Here is a 15,803-nt window from a genome sequence, read left to right on the forward strand (position 1 = left end):
GAAAGGTATCGGACCCGTGACGTAACGCACCGTCACCTGTATCTGGTATGTCCCGTTGTGCCCCGCAAGGTTGACAAAAGGACTTTGCAGCACGATCACATTTTGCGTCGGGTCACCGTATTGCGGATTGGGAGAAGCCACCTCAAACCCAGCCAACTGCCCCGCGCTAACCGGGTGAGCGTTAGTCTGCTCGGTGATGGATTGGTGTATCACGCTGGCGGTGATGATGCTGCCGGAATTGGGCTGCACCACGACACGCACGGCAAACTGCCCGCCGATGGTGGCTCCCGTGTTGGCAACCACTGCGTCTTGTCCGGAGTTGGTGGAGGGATACCACAGGGCGTACATTCTCACCGAGGCGGAGGCGCTGGCGTTAGCCAGCAGGGTCAGGTTGAGGACGGCAAAGGCGGAGAGGGCGTTCAGTACCCCCCCCGTTTGAGTAGCAAAGCAAGGCTTTTCATCTTTTCTGCTCCTTTCACGAGGGGTAGAAGTCTGCTTACATCATACAGCTTTTTTCCGGAAATGCCAACGGTTTTGAGAGGGTTTTCAAAAAATCTGCTGCACGCCATCGCTTGCTCCAGGAGGCGGAATCATGCAGAGGGTCGGAGAATGCAAGATATACGGACGAAGTGCCGACGCCTCAGAGGAGAGGTTAAAACGATGGCTGAAGTCAAGAAAGCACGTATCGCGTTCGTTGGGTGTGGAGGACATGCAACCCATTCGCTCTTCCCGGCAGTGCATCGGATACCGGAGATGGAGCTGGTGGCGGTGTGCGACCTGCGCGAGGAACTGGCTCAACGCAACGCCCGCTGGTTTGGAGCATTGCGCTGGTACACCGATGTCGCCACCATGCTGTCGAAGGAGGAACTGCATGGTGTGGTGATTGTGGGACCGCCGCAAATGCACTACGAAGTGGGCAAGCAGTGTCTGGATGCGGGGCTACCCATTTTTGTGGAAAAACCATCCGCGCTTTCGTCTGCGCTGGCGCGGGATCTGGCAGAGCACGCCGACCGCAAAGGCTTGTGGGGTGGAGTTGCCTACATGAAGCGGTTTGCTGTGGGCTACGAGCTCGCGAAGCAGATTGCCCGTCGGGAGGAGGAGTTCGGGCGGGTCACGGTGGTGGAAATCCGCTTTTCCAACGGTCCCTATCCTGCCATCTGGGGCATCTCTCGGGCGGCGGAGGCGTTTCTCATTGGGCAGGCGGTGCATCTGTTCAATCTGGCTCGCTACTTCGGCGGCGAGGTGGAGGAGGTCTATGCCCGCCTGCACGAGGTGGAAGAGAATCGCTTCGGTTACGCCATCAACCTGCGTTTCGCCAGCGGTGCGCTCGGAATCCTGAACCTGAATGCGCTGGAGTCGCCAACGTGGAAGATTCACGAGCGCATGGCGTTGACAGGGGTAGATTGCTGGCTGGAGGTAGAGGATATGCTTCGTCTGCGCTACCGCCCGCGCGGGGAGCCGGTCGCAGAGCCTCCTGTCGGTGGCAGGAACCAGTGGATCGAGTGGCAGCCCGACTGGACGGAAATCCTGCGTGTGCACGCGGTGGGCTGTTTTGGATACATGGGTGAGCTGCAGAACTTCGCGCGAAGCTGTCTGGGGCAAGAGACGCCGCGCAGCACGCTCTGGGACGGCGCGAAAGACCTGCAGGTCGCTGAAGCGGTATGGCGCAGTGCACAAACGGGAGAGGTGGTCTCATTGGGCAACAGGACGTGAGTTCTGGAAACCATGCTGGTCTGCCTGATGACGGGGCTATTTGCGGTGTGGTAAACTGAAACCGGACTGTACCGGAAGGGGGCGATGCAGATGGTGCAATCCACCGTGCGCAGTCATGCGATACGCATGACCTACGAAGAGTTTCTGCGGTGGAAGGACGAGGACACCCACGCCGAATGGGTAGATGGGGAGGTTACCCTGACGATGCCGCCCAAAGACAGACATCAGGATATCGTGCTGTTCCTGGCTTCGTTGCTTCGCATCCTGCTGGATTTGACGGCAGTGGGCAGGGTACGCACTGCGCCGCTGGAGGTTTACCTGCCCAAACGCCCTGCCTCCCGCGAACCGGACATTGTGGTCGTGTTGGGGGAGAACATAGCGAATCTTAGCGAGGACCGCTTCACCGGCGCGCCAGACCTGATCGTGGAGGTGATTTCGGAGGACAGCGTACGGCGAGACCGTGTGGAGAAGTTCCTCGAGTATGAGCGCGAAGGTGTGCGAGAGTACTGGCTCATCGACTCGCGTCCTGCTCACTATGGTGTGGAGGCTTTTGCGCTGGAAGCCGCCGTCTACACGCCGATCGAAGTCGACCACGAGGGCTGGCTGCAGAGCCGGGTTCTGCCCGGCTTTCGTGTGAAGCCCGCCTGGTTCACCAGCGATTCCCTGCCCGACTCGCTATCTGCGCTGAGCGAGATGCTCTCGCCTGAACTGAAAACCCAGCTGAGGCAGCGTCTAGGGGGAGAGTAGCTGCCTTTCAGCAGGGAACCGCCGCTCCGATGGAGAAACGTTCTACAGCGCAAACTCCACCTACTGGAGTAATTGAATGGAGCACGCCAACCTGCAGATGTTGATTGCCATCGTGCTGTTCTCGTTCCTGATCCTGTGGAAGATTTTCACCGCGCGACGGGGCAGGGGAGGCTTCATCCGACGCATTCCAGGACTAAACGAAATCGACGAAGCCATCGGGCGGGCGACCGAGATGGGGCGACCGATGATTTTCCACCCGGGCGTCGGCGAGGTGCAGAACGTCGGCACGCTGGCGGCGCTGGGAGTGCTGGGCTACGTCGCCCGCAAAGCCGCCCAAATGGGCTCGCGAGTCATTGTGACCACCGCGATACCCGTGGTGGTGCCTGTGGCGGAGGATATCGTCAAGCAGGCTTACGCGCAGGCGGGTCGCCCTGACCTGTTTAACGCCGATGACGTGCGGTTCCTTGCTGCATCGGCAGACCAGCTGGCGCTCGCTACCGCCAACGTGATGGAACGGGAGAAGACCGCGGCGCATTTCTTCTTCGGCGTGTACGACTACACATCGCTCCTGCTTACCGAACCCGGACAGCGCACCGGCGCGATTCAGATTGCGGGCACCGACCAGTATTTTCAGGTTCCCTTCTTCATCGCCAGCTGCGACTACACGGTCATCGGGGAGGAACTCTACGCCGCCAGTGCCTATCTCACGCGCGAGCCAACCATGCTCGGCAGTCTCATCGGGCAGGACTACGCCAAGATTATCGTGCTGGCGGTTATCGTGCTGGGGGCACTCAGCACCACCTTGATGGGCACTCAGAACTTTTTCGTGCAATGGATTGGGGTGTACCGGTAGCCATGACCAAACGCCGATTCATCGCTCTGGTCACTTTTCTGGCAGGGCTTTACTACTTTCTGGAGTTCGTGGTACCGCCCACCATCCCGTGGCGCACCGTGCAGGGGGAAGTGGTGTCGGTATCTCCGCAGAGCATTACCCTGCTGGTAAATGGGCAAGAGACGCAGATACCGGTGGAACCGACGCTCAAGGTGTATCGCGACCGCCCCACCGGCGCACCCGAGAGCGTAGAGCCTGCACAGCTGCGCCCAGGTGATCGAGTGAGCGCAGGACCGACGACCTACCTGTCGGACTGGCTGACTTCGGTGAACAACTTCTTCATCGTGCTGGGATCGATGGCATGGGGCATGGGGTTGATTAGCCTGGCGATGGTGCATTCGAGCAACATCCGCCGCCGACGCCCCGAGTGGTATGGCAGCGTGCTTTTCTTTCTGGCAGTGGGGGCAGGCATGGTGGCTGGGTTTGGCTATGGGGAAAAGAGTGGGTGGCTGAAAGAGGTAAACAACGTGGTGTTCAACTACCTGCTGCGCCCGATGAGCTCCACGGTCTTCTCCCTGCTGACGTTCCACATGGCGACCGCTTCGTACCGGGCGTTTCGGGTGAAATCGGGCGAGGCGATGTTGATGATGGTCTCTGCGTTTATCGTGATGCTGGGGCAGATACCGATTGGGATGTGGCTGACGCATGGTTTGCCTTCGTACCTGCAGCTACCCGTCATGGCGCAGTGGATCCTTTATATCGCCAACTCGGCGGCGGTGCGCGGCATGTGGTTCGGCATGATGGTAGGCGCGATTGCAGTGGGACTGCGCTTCTGGCTGTCGCTGGAACGAGGAGCCTTCTTCGACAGGGAGCTGTGAAAGATGGAGTGGCTTGCCAGACTGCAAAGCATCGACCGGCGCTGGATTTACGCCGCGATATGGGTGGCGTGCGCGTTGCCATTTGTGGTGAACATCAAGCTGCCCGTCTACGTCTCGCCGGAGACGCGGCGGCTGTATGAGTTCATCGAAAAATGCCCGCCAGACAAGGTGGTTCTGGTGGACAGCGTTTGGGACGCAGGCAGTCAGGGCGAAAACTGGGGACAGGTCGAGGTGGTGTTCGAACATCTCTTCCGCAGGCGCATTCCCTTTATTGTCATCTCGTTGGAGGTGACGCCGCTGGGTCCGCAGTTTGCCGACAAGGTGATTGAAAAGCTGGTGCGCGAGAAGTTCCCCGACCGCAAGTATGGCGTGGACTGGGTGAACCTGGGTTACACCAAAGGCGGCTGGCAGGCGATGCAACAGATAGCCAAAGACATCCGCCAGCAGTATAAGAAAGATTCACGGGGCTACTCGCTGGACGATGCCGAACGCCTGCCCCTGATGCAGCGCGTGCGCAATATCGAGGACATCTATCTCATCTACTCGGTAACTTACTCGCCACTGGAGGACTGGATTGCCTTCATTCACGGGGTGTATGGCACACCCATCGCTTTTGGCTGCGCTGGCATCCAGTCCACCACCTACTACCGCTACCTGCTGTCGGGACAGCTGGTGGGGATGCTGGTGGGGGTGCGCGGCGCAGCGGAGTATGACGCTTTGCTTCATCCAGACCTGCGCGACCGCAACAGTCTGGGAACCAAACTGATTGTGCCGCAGGCGTTTGGGCATCTGGTGATTATCGTGGCGGTGATACTGGGCAATATCGGCTACTTCGCCGCCCGCAGGAGGAGAGGCTGATGGAAGGCGCAACCACCTGGCAAATCTGGCTGGCAGCTATCGTCACGCTGGGAATCTACTCCTATCTGATTAATGACAACAAGCTGTATCGCCTGCTGCTGAACGTGATGATTGGGCTGGGCGTGGGTTACAACTTTATCATCATGTGGAAGCAGGTGCTACAGCCGCTGTGGTGGGAGCCGATGACGCGGGGCTTCGCGGCGGTGTTCAACGGATTTGCACCCGGAAGTGCGCAGGCATTATGGGTGCTGGTGGGGTTACTGGGCACGTTGTGGTACTTCCAGTTCAGCCGCAAATACCTGTGGCTGTCACGCATCGTGATTGGCATGACGCTGGGGGCAGGGGCAGGTGTGGTGTTCAAACAGCAGCTGCTGATGAACATGCCACAGATTGCCGACTCCTTCCGCCCGCTAATTGCCCGCGCCGACGGCACGCCGCTGGTGGGTGGAAGCGCCGCCCCCCTGTCGCTGTGGATGTCCCTGAACAACATCATCTTCGTCGGCACCATCGTGTGCGTGATGGTGTACTTCTTCTTCTCCTTCGAGCACAAGTGGGCGCCTGTGCGTCACACGGCAAGGCTAGGTCGCTGGCTGTTGATGGTCAGCTTCGGCGCGTTCTTCGGCAACACCGTGATGACTCGTATGGCGGTGTTTCTGGAACGGTTGCAATTTCTGCTGCGGGACTGGCTGCGCTTCGGGTAGCTATCGTCGGCACTTGCCTGCGCACGAAGAATGCGTCATAATGTAGCAGGGGTGATGAGGATGGCGTTGCCTGCACAATCGGCTCCGCCTGAGAAGGTCAAACTGACCTACGAGCAGTTTCTGGCGCAGCTGGACGAAGACACCCTTGCCGAGTGGGTGGACGGGGAGGTGGTCACTTTGTCGCCTGCAGGTTTGGAGCACCAGTTGATTATGGGCTGGCTGACAGTCTACATCACGCACTTTCTGAACACAAAACCCATTGGTGTTCTCGTTCCTGCCCCTTTCCAGATGCGGTTGTTGCGCAGTGAGCGTGGGCGCGAACCCGACTTGCTATTTGTGGCAAACGAGAACCTGCACCGCCTGCACGACACCTATCTGGAGGGCGGCGCGGATTTGGTAGTGGAGATTACTTCCGCTGAGAGCCTGTTGCGCGACCGGGGCGAGAAGTTCGCAGAGTATGAGTTAGAGGGCATTCGGGAGTACTGGGTGATTGACCCTCAGGCGAAGCGGGTGGACTTTTTCGTGCTGGGTGAAGATGGTCGTTACGAGCGTCGTCGTGAGGATGCGGAGGGTGTGTATCACAGTGTAGTGTTGGCAGGTTTTCGGTTGCCGGTGCGGTGGTTGTGGGAGCGTCCGCCGCTGATGGAAGCGGTTCGGCAGTTTGACAGCCAGTGAAGCATGTGCTATAATCAAGGGTGCGTGGGCGGTTGGCGCAGCGGGAGCGCGCCTCGTTGACAACGAGGAGGTCAGTGGTTCAAATCCACTACCGCCCACCACTTTTTATGTACTGGTTACTCGCGTCTTGCCCCACCTACCGCGTGTAGCGGTGAAACAGCGCGAGGCACTCTTTCAGCTGATCGCGAATGGGGATGTGCTGGGGGCAGTGCTGTTCGCATTCGCCGCACTCGATGCAGGCGTCTGCCTTCTTGCCCTTCACCCACCTTGAGCCGATGGCATCATAGTGCTGCTGCGCATACTCCTTCAAGCCGTACACCCGATAGTAGTTCATCGCCTGGAAAATGTGCGAGATGTTCACCTCCTGCGGGCAATGCGGCAGGCAGTAGTTGCAACCCGTGCAATACAGGTCTGCCAGCCGCTTGTTTTCGTCCATCGCGGCGTTGATGGCGGCTACCTCCTCGGGGCTGAGCGGCGCCATGTTCGAAGCGACGGCGGCGTTCTCTTCCACCTGCTCGATGGTGCTCATACCCGACAGCGCGCAGTCCACGTTGCGGTTGGCGAAGACAAAGCGCAGGGCAAGTTCCGCACTGCTATGCACGCGGATGCCCAGTCGCTCGGCGGTCTCACGCGGTAGCCCAGCCAACCTGCCACCACCCACCGGTCCCATCACCACAGTGCCCAGACCCTTCGCCTTGGCATAAGCCAGAGCCTCCTCGTTGGCGCGGTCCAGCAGGTTGTACTGGCACAGCACCGACGAAAAGATGCCCAGGTCTATCAGGCGCATCATCACCTCAGGCTTGTCGTGGAAGGAGAAGGAGATATGGCGGATCAAGCCCTCCTCTTTCGCACGCAACGCTTCGCGGATGAACTCCTCCCGTCGTTCGTGCTTCAGGAACCATTCGCCGATGCCGTGAAAATGGTAGAAGTCGATATGGTCGGTGTCCAGCTTCTGCAGCTGGATTTCCAGCAATTCACGATAGCCCTTCTCATTGCCGACAGGATACTTGGTGGAGACGTACACTTTATCGCGCCAGCCCTTCAACGCTTTGCCTACCACGATTTCGCTCTGTCCATCGCAATAGAACCAGGCGGTATCGACATAGTTCACCCCCAGTTCAAAGGCGCGATGAAGCATGGCAATGGCTTTCTCTTCATCGACCACTCTTTGACCATTGATCTCGGTCATCGGCAGTCGCATCGCACCGAAACCCAGTCTCGAGATGCGGATACCTGTGTTGCCAAATACCCGATATTCCATATCCCCCGCTCCCTCAAACGATTTTTCGTACCACTTCTATTATACACGCTTATTATATTAGATGTATATGCTGCAATACAGTTAGAGTAACAAACAACCCGCGGCAGGACTGAAGACGGTGCGCGCCGAATCGAGAATTGCCAAATACCACAGGAGGTATCAAGCAATGCCTGTACCCGCAAGCGTTATCCGAACCCTTGCCAAAGGCATTAACCTGAGCCACTGGCTCTCTCAGCATTCCCTGGACGAACCACACCTCCAGTCTTACATTGGGGAGAAGGACTTCGCACTGATTGCGAAACTGGGCTTCACGCACGTACGCCTGCCGATTGACAACGCCCTGCTTCAGTCGCCGGACGGCTCCCTGCGAGAACAGGGGTTCACCTACGTCGACCGTGCGCTGGACTGGGCACAGGCGAACCGCCTCGGCGTGGTGATCGACCTGCATCCGGTGCCCGCGCCCAAAATCGCGCAGGATGCCACCGCCTACGCGCACTTTGAAAAGCTATGGCAAGCCATTGCGCAGCGATACGTCCGCCGCCCGCTGAATGTGGTGTACGAGCTGCTCAACGAGCCGGTCGAGCCGAACCCACAGGCGTGGCGGGACACAGCCATCCAATTGGTACAAGCCATCCGCAAAGTGGATAAGCGGCACACCATCATCGTCTGCGGACACAACTGGAGTGGTCCCGACGACCTGCCCGCTGTCCGTCCGATAGAGGACAATAACATCGTCTACACCTTCCATTTTTACCTGCCGCACGAGTTTACCCATCAGGGCGCCACATGGGGCAGTGCACACTGGCGACCGTTGCGCAACGTCCCCTATCCGCTAAACATGGAGAACGCGCAGCCTTTGCTGGCCGGGTTACCCGAGAACTCCGCTGCTGCCCTGCGACGGCTGGCTGAACAGGGGGTAGACATCGGCTGGATCGAGAGGCGGATGACGCCAGTCGTGGAGTACCAGAAACAGTACCGCGTGCCGCTGTACTGCGGCGAGTTCGGGGTGTATCGCGCCTTTTCGCCCCCGGATTCGCGCTATCGCTGGCTGGCAGATGTGGTGAAGACGTTGCAAAAGTACCGCATCGGCTGGGCGATGTGGGATTACAAAGGCGGCTTCGCCCTTCTCACCACCGACAAGCCCGAGCCAAAGGCGGACGAGGGGGTGGTACGGGCTCTTTTCAATGGTTGACGCATGCCCCCGATACCCGATATAATCATCTACGCAAAACTCTGGAAGACATCGGGAGTGAACGTGTGAAACTCAAAATCGGTTTACCGAAGGGCAGTCTGCAAGAAGCGACCTTTGATCTGTTCAAAAAGGCGGGGTTCGAGTTGCATGTTTCACTGCGCTCCTACGAGCCGACGGTGGACGACCCCGAACTGGAACCCTGGCTCATTCGCCCACAGGAAATCCCACGCTATGTGCAGGATGGCATACTGGATGTGGGCATCAGCGGCAAGGACTGGATTGAAGACAACGGCGCAGATGTCATCGAGGTCGCCGACCTGACATATTCCAAAGTGACGCGCAACCCGGTGCGTGTGGTGCTGGCGGTGCAGGAGAGCAGTCCCATCGAGAGCGTCAAAGACCTTCAGGGCAAGCGCATCGCCACCGAATACGTGCGCCTGACCGAACGCTACCTGCAGCAACACGGCGTGCAGGCGAGCGTGGAGTTCTCGTGGGGCGCGTGTGAGGTGAAGGTACCCGTTCTGGCGGACGCCATTGTGGTCAACACCGAGACGGGCAGCAGCCTGCGGGCGCACAACCTGCGCATCGTGGATACTTTGCTGGTCTCTACCCCGCGCCTGATTGCCAATAAAGAGGCATGGCAGGATACGTGGAAGCGCGAGAAGACCGAGAACATCGCCATGCTGTTGACTGCTGCGCTGAACGCAGGCGCGCTGGTGGGGCTGAAGATGAACGTGGAGCGCGCCAACCTGCCGGCGGTGCTAAGCGTGCTACCTGCGTTGAAGAACCCCACCATCTCGCCGCTGTCGGACGAGAAATGGGTGGCGGTCGAGACCATCCTGGAACAGAAGCACGTGCGCGACCTCATCCCGCAGCTCAAACGCGCCGGGGCGCAGGGACTTGTCGAGTATCCGCTCAACAAGGTGATTTACTGAGATGATCGCGCATGTGCGCGGCACGCTGGTGGAAAAGGACACGGCGGCAGTTGTAGTGGATGTGAACGGCGTCGGCTACCGTGTTCTGGTTCCCGAAACGGTTTCGGCAGTACTTCCGGCGGTGGGTGAGCAGGTACACCTGCTCACCACCTTTTACGTACGCGAGGAGGAGATGAGCCTGTATGGTTTTGCCACCGCTGAGCAGCGCAGGCTCTTCGAGATGCTCATCGGCGTCAGCGGGGTGGGACCGAAAGCCGCGCTGAGCCTGCTCAGCGTGATGGATGCAGAGCAGCTGGCGATGGCGATTGCCGGTGAGGACATCAAACGCCTCACTAGCGCACCCGGTGTGGGCACCAAGATCGCGCAGCGTATTGCGATGGAGCTGAAGGAGAAAGCAGCGGAAATCGCCTGGCAACGCAAAGTAGACCGTCTGGCAGCCAAAGGCAAGCCGCTACCTTCTGGCCGACTGGAAGATGCAGTGGAAGCGTTGATGGCGCTGGGCTACACTCGCACCGATGCCCGGCGCGCGGTGGAGACGGCGGCGAAGTCGCTGCCGGCGGAGGCGGATACCGCTGCGCTGGTGCGCAACGCGCTACAGGTGTTGACCACGACCCGTTAGAGGTAACAAAGCACCACGCCCCGTCGTCTAAAATGTAGACAGATGTATGGAGTATTCCTCTGCCGGTGGAAACAGGGCAGGGGATGAGGGAAAGCACACCATGCGCCGAACGGATGACGCCGAAGAACAGCGAATAGTGACCCCTCGTCGCAGGGTGGAAGAGGCAGAGGACGAGCTCAGCCTGCGCCCGCGCTGGTTGCGCGAGTTCATCGGACAGGCAAAGCTGAAGGAGAACCTTGGCGTCTTCATCGAAGCGGCACGGCAGCGCGGGGAAGCGCTGGACCATGTTTTGCTTTTTGGTCCGCCTGGGCTGGGCAAAACCACCATCGCGCACATCATCGCCAACGAGATGGGGGCGCCCATTCGGTCTACCTCCGGTCCTGCCATCGAGCGACCGGGCGACCTGGCGGCGATACTGACCAATCTCGAGCCGAACAGCGTGCTGTTTATCGACGAAGTGCATCGCCTGAGCCGACCGGTGGAAGAGATTCTATACCCGGCAATGGAGGACTATCAGCTGGACCTGGTCATCGGCAAGGGACCGGCGGCGCGCACCATCAAGCTCGACCTGCCGCCGTTCACGCTGGTGGGCGCGACCACCAGAGCGGGCTTGCTGACGTCGCCGTTGCGGGCGCGTTTCGGTATCGTGTTGTATTTCCAGTTTTACACGCCGGAGGAGCTGCAAACCATCGTGCTGCGTTCGGCAGAGATACTGGGTGTGCCTGTCGAACGCGAGGGGGCGGCGGAAATCGCCCGGCGTTCACGAGGCACGCCCCGCATCGCCAACCGCCTGTTGAGGCGTGTACGCGATTACGCACAGGTGCGCGGCGATGGTGTCATTACCCGGCGCATTGCCGACGAGGCGTTGCAGATGCTGGAGGTGGACACACTCGGGCTGGACGAGTTCGACCGGCGGTTCCTGCGCATGATTATCGAGAAGTTTGACGGTGGTCCGGTGGGCATCGACACCCTGTCTGCTGCGACCAACGAAGAAAGGGATACCATCGAGGACGTATACGAGCCGTATCTGATACAGATTGGCTTGCTGAACCGCACGTCGCGGGGGCGTGTGGCTACTCGTTTTGCGTACGAGCACCTGGGTCTGTTGCCGCGCAGTGAGAGCCACCAGCAGCGCCTCTTGTAGGAGGTGAGATGGCATGTTCTGCACGCAGTGCGGTGCATACAATACCGACGACAGCCGTTTCTGCCACCAGTGTGGGCATCGGCTACAGCCAGAGCGCAAGATGCCGCCGCTGGACGAAAGCGTGTTTCAACTGGACTCGCCGGAACAGCAGCAGAAGATACAGCAGCTGCTGGACGAGGCGCTGACGCACGAATCGGAAGGAAGATTGCATGAAGCGGCTCTGGCTTGCGAGGGCGTGCTGGTGCTGGACCCGGCGAACACGTCCGCGCACTCACTGCTGGGGCTCATCTACGAGAAGCAGGGCGATTTGCAGAAGGCGTTAGCGGAGTACGAGAAGGTGGTCGCGCTCAACCCCGATAGCGTGGCAGACCGCGCCAAGCTGGAGGAAGTGCGCCGCCGCCTGCATATGCCCCCGCCCAGACCTCCCCGGGAAGAGCCGAATCAGGCGCCTTTGCTCATCGCTATCTTCGTCGCCGTCGGGCTGTTCGTTTTGGGACTGGCGGCGATGAACTATCAGGCGCGTCCGAAAACCTCGCCGTCTCCCACCCAGACGCCGGCAGTCACCCAGCCCGCACCGTCTACGGCGCCTCCCTACAACTGGTACGCGCCTGCTGCGCCCAGCTATCCACAGCCTTCAGTACCGCAGATGCCCACGATGAGCACGGACAACCTGCCTGTTGCGCCTCCCACGCAGCGTTCCGCAGAGCGGGCGGGGTCGGACACACGTGGGGAGCGAACACCGTTGCCACCGCTTCCACCCATCACGGTCGTTCCTTCTCAACCCGCCACAACGCCTTCGTCCAGCAATCGGTCGCAGGGCAGCACAGGTAGCCAGGAGCCTTCTACCGGAGGCTCGGTCGTGATGCCGGACGTGCCTCTACAGCCCGGCGCGGGTGGGCAAACGCCAGAACGCCAGCCGGTGATGGAGATTACCGTGCGCCCCGGCACAGGGGGAAACAGTGGGGTGGTAGCACCACCACCTCCGTCGATGGAGTCGGAAGACCTGATGCGCGTTGCGCAACAACACCAGCTGGCGGGCAGGTATCGCGAGGCGATCCCGCTGTATCAGAAAGCCCTGCAGGGCGCCACCGATAAAGGTTTTGTCTATCAGCAAATCGGATTGTGCTATCAGCGGCTGGGCGAGCTGGATTCCGCCCGCAACGCCTATCAGCAGGCTATTGCCGAGTACGAACGGCAAATCGCCGCGAACCAGAATGTGGAACGCGCTCGAAGAGGTCTGGAGGCGGCAAAACAGGGACTGGCGGCATGTGGAGGGTAAGGATGCGGATGAGCAGACGCTCAGGCAAAACCTGTTTGCTGGTTGTGGTGCTGGTACTTCTATCCATCAGTGCCTTCGCCCAGCTACCGGCGCGTCGACCGCTGGTGGTGGTCTTCCCCGAGAAGGTGGAGGCAAAAAAGGACCAGCCCGACCCGAACGTGGGCATCGCCACACCGCTGGCGCAACTGCTGGAAGAAACCCGGCGGGTGGATGTGCTGATTTACGACCCTTCTGCTCCGTACATCCGGCGGCTCCTGCAGGAAGGGAGCTTGAAAGCATCGGACGTTGGCTCCCAGCTTTCCGACGAACAGAAACGGCGGGTGGTGCAGGCTCTTGGCGGAGAGTTCGCGCTGACGGTGCGTGCGGCATGGTCGAATAAACCGCCGGTAATGCCCAAAGGCAAAAAAAAGATAGACCCCAGCCTGTTGCAGAATCTGCCGACCAATTCGGTGATCATGGTCTCTGCGGTGTGGATGCCGGTGGGAGGTGGGCGAGCCTGGCAGGTGCAGCTGGAAAGCCAACCGGTGCAACGCGCGCTGGCTGGGGGCGGGATGACCGTCGACCCCGTGAGCACTGCCCGCACCGCTGCCAGCAATCTGGTCGCCCGATTGATCGCCGAACCTCTGGCAACGCTGGCGCGTGTAGACATCACGCAAAAAGAGGCACAATCCGCCCAGCGGGGTACAACCGCCGCAACGGATGCCAGCACGCTCATGAAGCAGTTTTTAGAGGAAGGGCAGAAGTACGCCCGGGCAGGCGACCTTGCCAATGCAATCGAGTCCTACCGTAAAGCGGCGGACGCAAAGCCCACAGACCCCGAGCCACGCCGACGCCTGATAGAAGCGTATCTGCAAAGGCGGATGGAGGATGCGGCACTCGCAGAGGGGATGCGCGCTGTGCAGATAGTGTCGGACAGCACGCCCTTGCTACTGGCACTGGCGGATGCCTATATGAGCGCGAACCGTCTGGACGAGGCGGAAACGATGTACCGCCGCATGCTGGAGCGCGACCCGCAGAACGTCGCCGCCTGGCTGCATCTGGGCGACCTCTTGTGGAACCGCGCCCGCGTCACCGAGGCGGAGGAATGCTACGTACAGGCTGCACAGAAGTCGCCCACGAATACCGAGCCGTTGATGCGTCTGGCGAAGCTGTATCTCGCTCGTGCTCAATTTGCACGGGCGCAGGAGGTGGTGGGCAACCTGTATGGCCTCCTTCCCGAAGAGGACGAAACGCGACGGGGCGAAGTGTACGTCACCCTGGCAGACGGTGTGGAGACAGGTATCACTCAGCTCGCACAGCGCATTCAGGAAGCGATAGCTTCTTACAGCAGCGGAGGCGTAACGCTGGAAACCCTGTTCAAAACGCTTAAAGGGCTGGAAGCGCAGTGCAACGACCTGCAGAGGTTCGCCCAGTCGCTCAAGCCTGTTCCGCGCGTGCTGGATGCGCACCACCGGTTCCAGCTCGCAGTCAGTTTGTTGCAACAGTCGCTGGGTAGCCTGCTCTCCTTCGCCGAGACCAAAGAGACACGCTATCAAGAAGAGGGGATGCTCCTGCGCAGCGAAGCACTGCGCGAGCTGGCGAACGCCTCCCGTGCGCTTCGCGCGGCTGGTATCCGGTAGGAACACTCTGCTGGGCGATAAAGCGAGATTCTACCGTAGCCCATGATTGCAGCGTGGGCGCATGTCTTAGGGTGTCATTTCTGCCCCGGCAACCTGCGGTCGCCGGGGCAAAAACGGCAGAGGTTTATTCTCCCTGCGGTTGTGTAGCAGCAGGCGTGCCGCCCGCAGGCGCGGAAGCACCCGGCGATGTAGACGCTGCTCCCGGTGGAGCCTTCTCGGCTACCTCCGCCTCCCGCTTCTGACAGCTAGCCAGCATGACGGCTACTGCAGCAACAGCCAGCAGGATGAGTTTAGACTTTTTCATCCCTCACCTCGCTTATTCGATGGTCGGTCTGTGCCACAAGGCGGGACAGCAGCCTGTCGTGAAGCAGAAATCAGGCACCCACAAACTGGTGGGAATGCCGTTGGCGTCCACTGCTGCCCAGGGCGAGTTTTCGCTGGGGTTACGTATCCACTTGACGTGCCCATCGGCGTAGGCATAGTTGCTACCTTCGGCGTGCACGCGGTGAGTGGCTTCGAAAACCGTCGTCCACCAGATTTGCGTGGTGCATTCGTCGCCGGTTTCGCTATATCGGTACAACGCGCCGCTGGGTGGCGGAAAGCCCGCCTTGGTATGCGGCAGGGGACTGACGGTAGCGAAGCCCGGGATGGTCTGCTTGCCCAACCCCTCCCAGAAGGTGATCAGCTTGGCGGGCGATGGGGTACCGGCAATGGCCACGCCTGCAGGTAGCCGTTCAGCGTGAATGCTGCCGTGAAGCGCATCGGGTTGGTGGCTGGATCGATGTTGAAGATGTTGCGCTCCTGGGCGGAAGGACAGGTGTAGACCTGCCAGTTCTTAATGTAAGGCGCGATGGAGTTAGACCAGAACCCCTGTCTGCGGGCGTAGCCCAACGGTGAAGCGGGCGTACGGTCCCACGGTGTCGTGAAAAACGCACGCACGTTGTCTGGCGCGGTGAGCGGGAACGTCTCGTCGTAGTCCTGCGTGTACATGAGCAACGCCGTGTTCATGTTCTTCAGGTTGGACAGACAACTGCTCTGCCGCGCTTTTTCGCGCGCCTGCGAGAAGACGGGGAACAGGATAGCTGCCAATATCGCAATAATCGCGATAACAACCAGCAGCTCAATCAGCGTAAACGCACGTCGGTTCATGTCGGTGCCTCCTTCACCTCATGAAATGAATTGTTTGTTATCGCACTTACATCCCATCTATCAAGGAAGATTGATTATAGTTTACAGGAAACCTCCTTTTTCTGTCAAGTCTTTTTCGCCCGTGTGTGGTTTCCAATTTGAAATGTCCTATTTTATTCCCAATTTGAAATGTCACATCGTCTTAATCCCCGGAAATACCTT

At 59.7% G+C, this 15,803-nt stretch carries 18 protein-coding genes and 1 tRNA gene; 14 read left to right on the forward strand and 5 right to left on the reverse strand.

Going from position 1 to position 15,803, the window contains the following annotated elements:
- Nucleotides 1-348 (reverse strand): hypothetical protein (locus tag K6U75_16565; protein MCL6476646.1); only part of this gene is annotated, 348 nt, incomplete at its 3' end.
- Between the two features lie 312 nt (nt 349-660).
- On the opposite strand from K6U75_16565, the gene K6U75_16570 reads away from it, so the two are divergent.
- The 8 genes from K6U75_16570 to K6U75_16605 all read left to right on the forward strand — a co-directional run bounded on the left by K6U75_16570 (nt 661) and on the right by K6U75_16605 (nt 6,505).
- The gene (locus K6U75_16570; protein MCL6476647.1) at nt 661-1,713 is read left to right on the forward strand and encodes a Gfo/Idh/MocA family oxidoreductase; all 1,053 of its coding nucleotides are present in this window, start codon (nt 661-663) and stop codon (nt 1,711-1,713) included.
- Between the two features lie 84 nt (nt 1,714-1,797).
- Nucleotides 1,798-2,460 (forward strand): Uma2 family endonuclease, encoded by a 663-nt coding sequence (locus tag K6U75_16575; GenBank protein MCL6476648.1) that lies wholly within the window; start codon nt 1,798-1,800, stop codon nt 2,458-2,460.
- A gap of 76 nt (nt 2,461-2,536) precedes the next feature.
- Nucleotides 2,537-3,313, forward strand: coding sequence for a hypothetical protein (locus K6U75_16580; protein MCL6476649.1), 777 nt, complete (start codon nt 2,537-2,539; stop codon nt 3,311-3,313).
- A gap of 2 nt (nt 3,314-3,315) precedes the next feature.
- Nucleotides 3,316-4,170 (forward strand): hypothetical protein, encoded by an 855-nt coding sequence (locus K6U75_16585; protein MCL6476650.1) that lies wholly within the window; start codon nt 3,316-3,318, stop codon nt 4,168-4,170.
- A 3-nt stretch (nt 4,171-4,173) separates the two neighbouring features.
- Nucleotides 4,174-5,028 carry a hypothetical protein gene (locus K6U75_16590; protein MCL6476651.1) on the forward strand — a complete coding sequence of 285 codons (855 nt, stop codon included), beginning with the start codon at nt 4,174-4,176 and terminating at the stop codon, nt 5,026-5,028.
- Nucleotides 5,028-5,729, forward strand: a complete 702-nt coding sequence (locus tag K6U75_16595; GenBank protein ID MCL6476652.1) for a hypothetical protein — start codon at nt 5,028-5,030, stop codon at nt 5,727-5,729. The genes K6U75_16590 and K6U75_16595 overlap by 1 nt, the downstream gene beginning before the upstream one ends.
- Before the next feature lie 54 nt (nt 5,730-5,783).
- Nucleotides 5,784-6,404: a Uma2 family endonuclease gene (locus K6U75_16600; GenBank protein ID MCL6476653.1), complete on the forward strand. Its 621-nt coding sequence runs from the start codon at nt 5,784-5,786 to the stop codon at nt 6,402-6,404.
- Between the two features lie 26 nt (nt 6,405-6,430).
- Nucleotides 6,431-6,505 (forward strand) — tRNA-Val (locus K6U75_16605).
- Between the two features lie 35 nt (nt 6,506-6,540).
- Here the strand turns inward: K6U75_16605 and K6U75_16610 are convergent.
- Nucleotides 6,541-7,665 carry an aldo/keto reductase gene (locus K6U75_16610; GenBank protein MCL6476654.1) on the reverse strand — a complete coding sequence of 375 codons (1,125 nt, stop codon included), beginning with the start codon at nt 7,663-7,665 and terminating at the stop codon, nt 6,541-6,543.
- A 166-nt stretch (nt 7,666-7,831) separates the two neighbouring features.
- Between K6U75_16610 and K6U75_16615 the strand changes: the two genes are divergently transcribed.
- The 6 genes from K6U75_16615 to K6U75_16640 all read left to right on the forward strand — a co-directional run bounded on the left by K6U75_16615 (nt 7,832) and on the right by K6U75_16640 (nt 14,453).
- Nucleotides 7,832-8,857, forward strand: a complete 1,026-nt coding sequence (locus tag K6U75_16615; protein ID MCL6476655.1) for a glycoside hydrolase family 5 protein — start codon at nt 7,832-7,834, stop codon at nt 8,855-8,857.
- Nucleotides 8,858-8,922: 65 nt separating this feature from the next.
- Nucleotides 8,923-9,792 (forward strand): ATP phosphoribosyltransferase, encoded by an 870-nt coding sequence (gene hisG / locus K6U75_16620; GenBank protein MCL6476656.1) that lies wholly within the window; start codon nt 8,923-8,925, stop codon nt 9,790-9,792.
- A gap of 1 nt (nt 9,793) precedes the next feature.
- Entirely contained in the window at nt 9,794-10,411 is a 618-nt protein-coding gene (gene ruvA / locus K6U75_16625) for a Holliday junction branch migration protein RuvA (GenBank protein ID MCL6476657.1), read from the forward strand.
- A gap of 100 nt (nt 10,412-10,511) precedes the next feature.
- Nucleotides 10,512-11,555 (forward strand): Holliday junction branch migration DNA helicase RuvB, encoded by a 1,044-nt coding sequence (gene ruvB / locus K6U75_16630; protein ID MCL6476658.1) that lies wholly within the window; start codon nt 10,512-10,514, stop codon nt 11,553-11,555.
- 13 nt (nt 11,556-11,568) lie between these two features.
- A complete protein-coding gene (locus K6U75_16635; protein MCL6476659.1) occupies nt 11,569-12,834 on the forward strand; it encodes a tetratricopeptide repeat protein in 1,266 nt (421 codons plus the stop codon).
- Nucleotides 12,835-12,842: 8 nt separating this feature from the next.
- Nucleotides 12,843-14,453: a tetratricopeptide repeat protein gene (locus K6U75_16640; protein MCL6476660.1), complete on the forward strand. Its 1,611-nt coding sequence runs from the start codon at nt 12,843-12,845 to the stop codon at nt 14,451-14,453.
- Nucleotides 14,454-14,577: 124 nt separating this feature from the next.
- On the opposite strand, the gene K6U75_16645 is transcribed toward K6U75_16640, so the two are convergent.
- Genes K6U75_16645 through K6U75_16655 form a run of 3 tightly spaced genes read right to left on the reverse strand, consistent with a single transcriptional unit; the run spans nt 14,578 to nt 15,602 of the window.
- A complete protein-coding gene (locus K6U75_16645) occupies nt 14,578-14,757 on the reverse strand; it encodes a hypothetical protein (GenBank protein MCL6476661.1) in 180 nt (59 codons plus the stop codon).
- Between the two features lie 12 nt (nt 14,758-14,769).
- Nucleotides 14,770-15,117: a hypothetical protein gene (locus tag K6U75_16650; protein ID MCL6476662.1), complete on the reverse strand. Its 348-nt coding sequence runs from the start codon at nt 15,115-15,117 to the stop codon at nt 14,770-14,772.
- Nucleotides 15,118-15,134: 17 nt separating this feature from the next.
- A complete protein-coding gene (locus tag K6U75_16655) occupies nt 15,135-15,602 on the reverse strand; it encodes a DUF1559 domain-containing protein (GenBank protein ID MCL6476663.1) in 468 nt (155 codons plus the stop codon).
- Between the last annotated feature and the right edge of the window lie 201 nt (nt 15,603-15,803).

The organism is Bacillota bacterium, assembly GCA_023511455.1.
GTDB lineage: Bacteria > Armatimonadota > HRBIN16 > HRBIN16 > HRBIN16 > HRBIN16.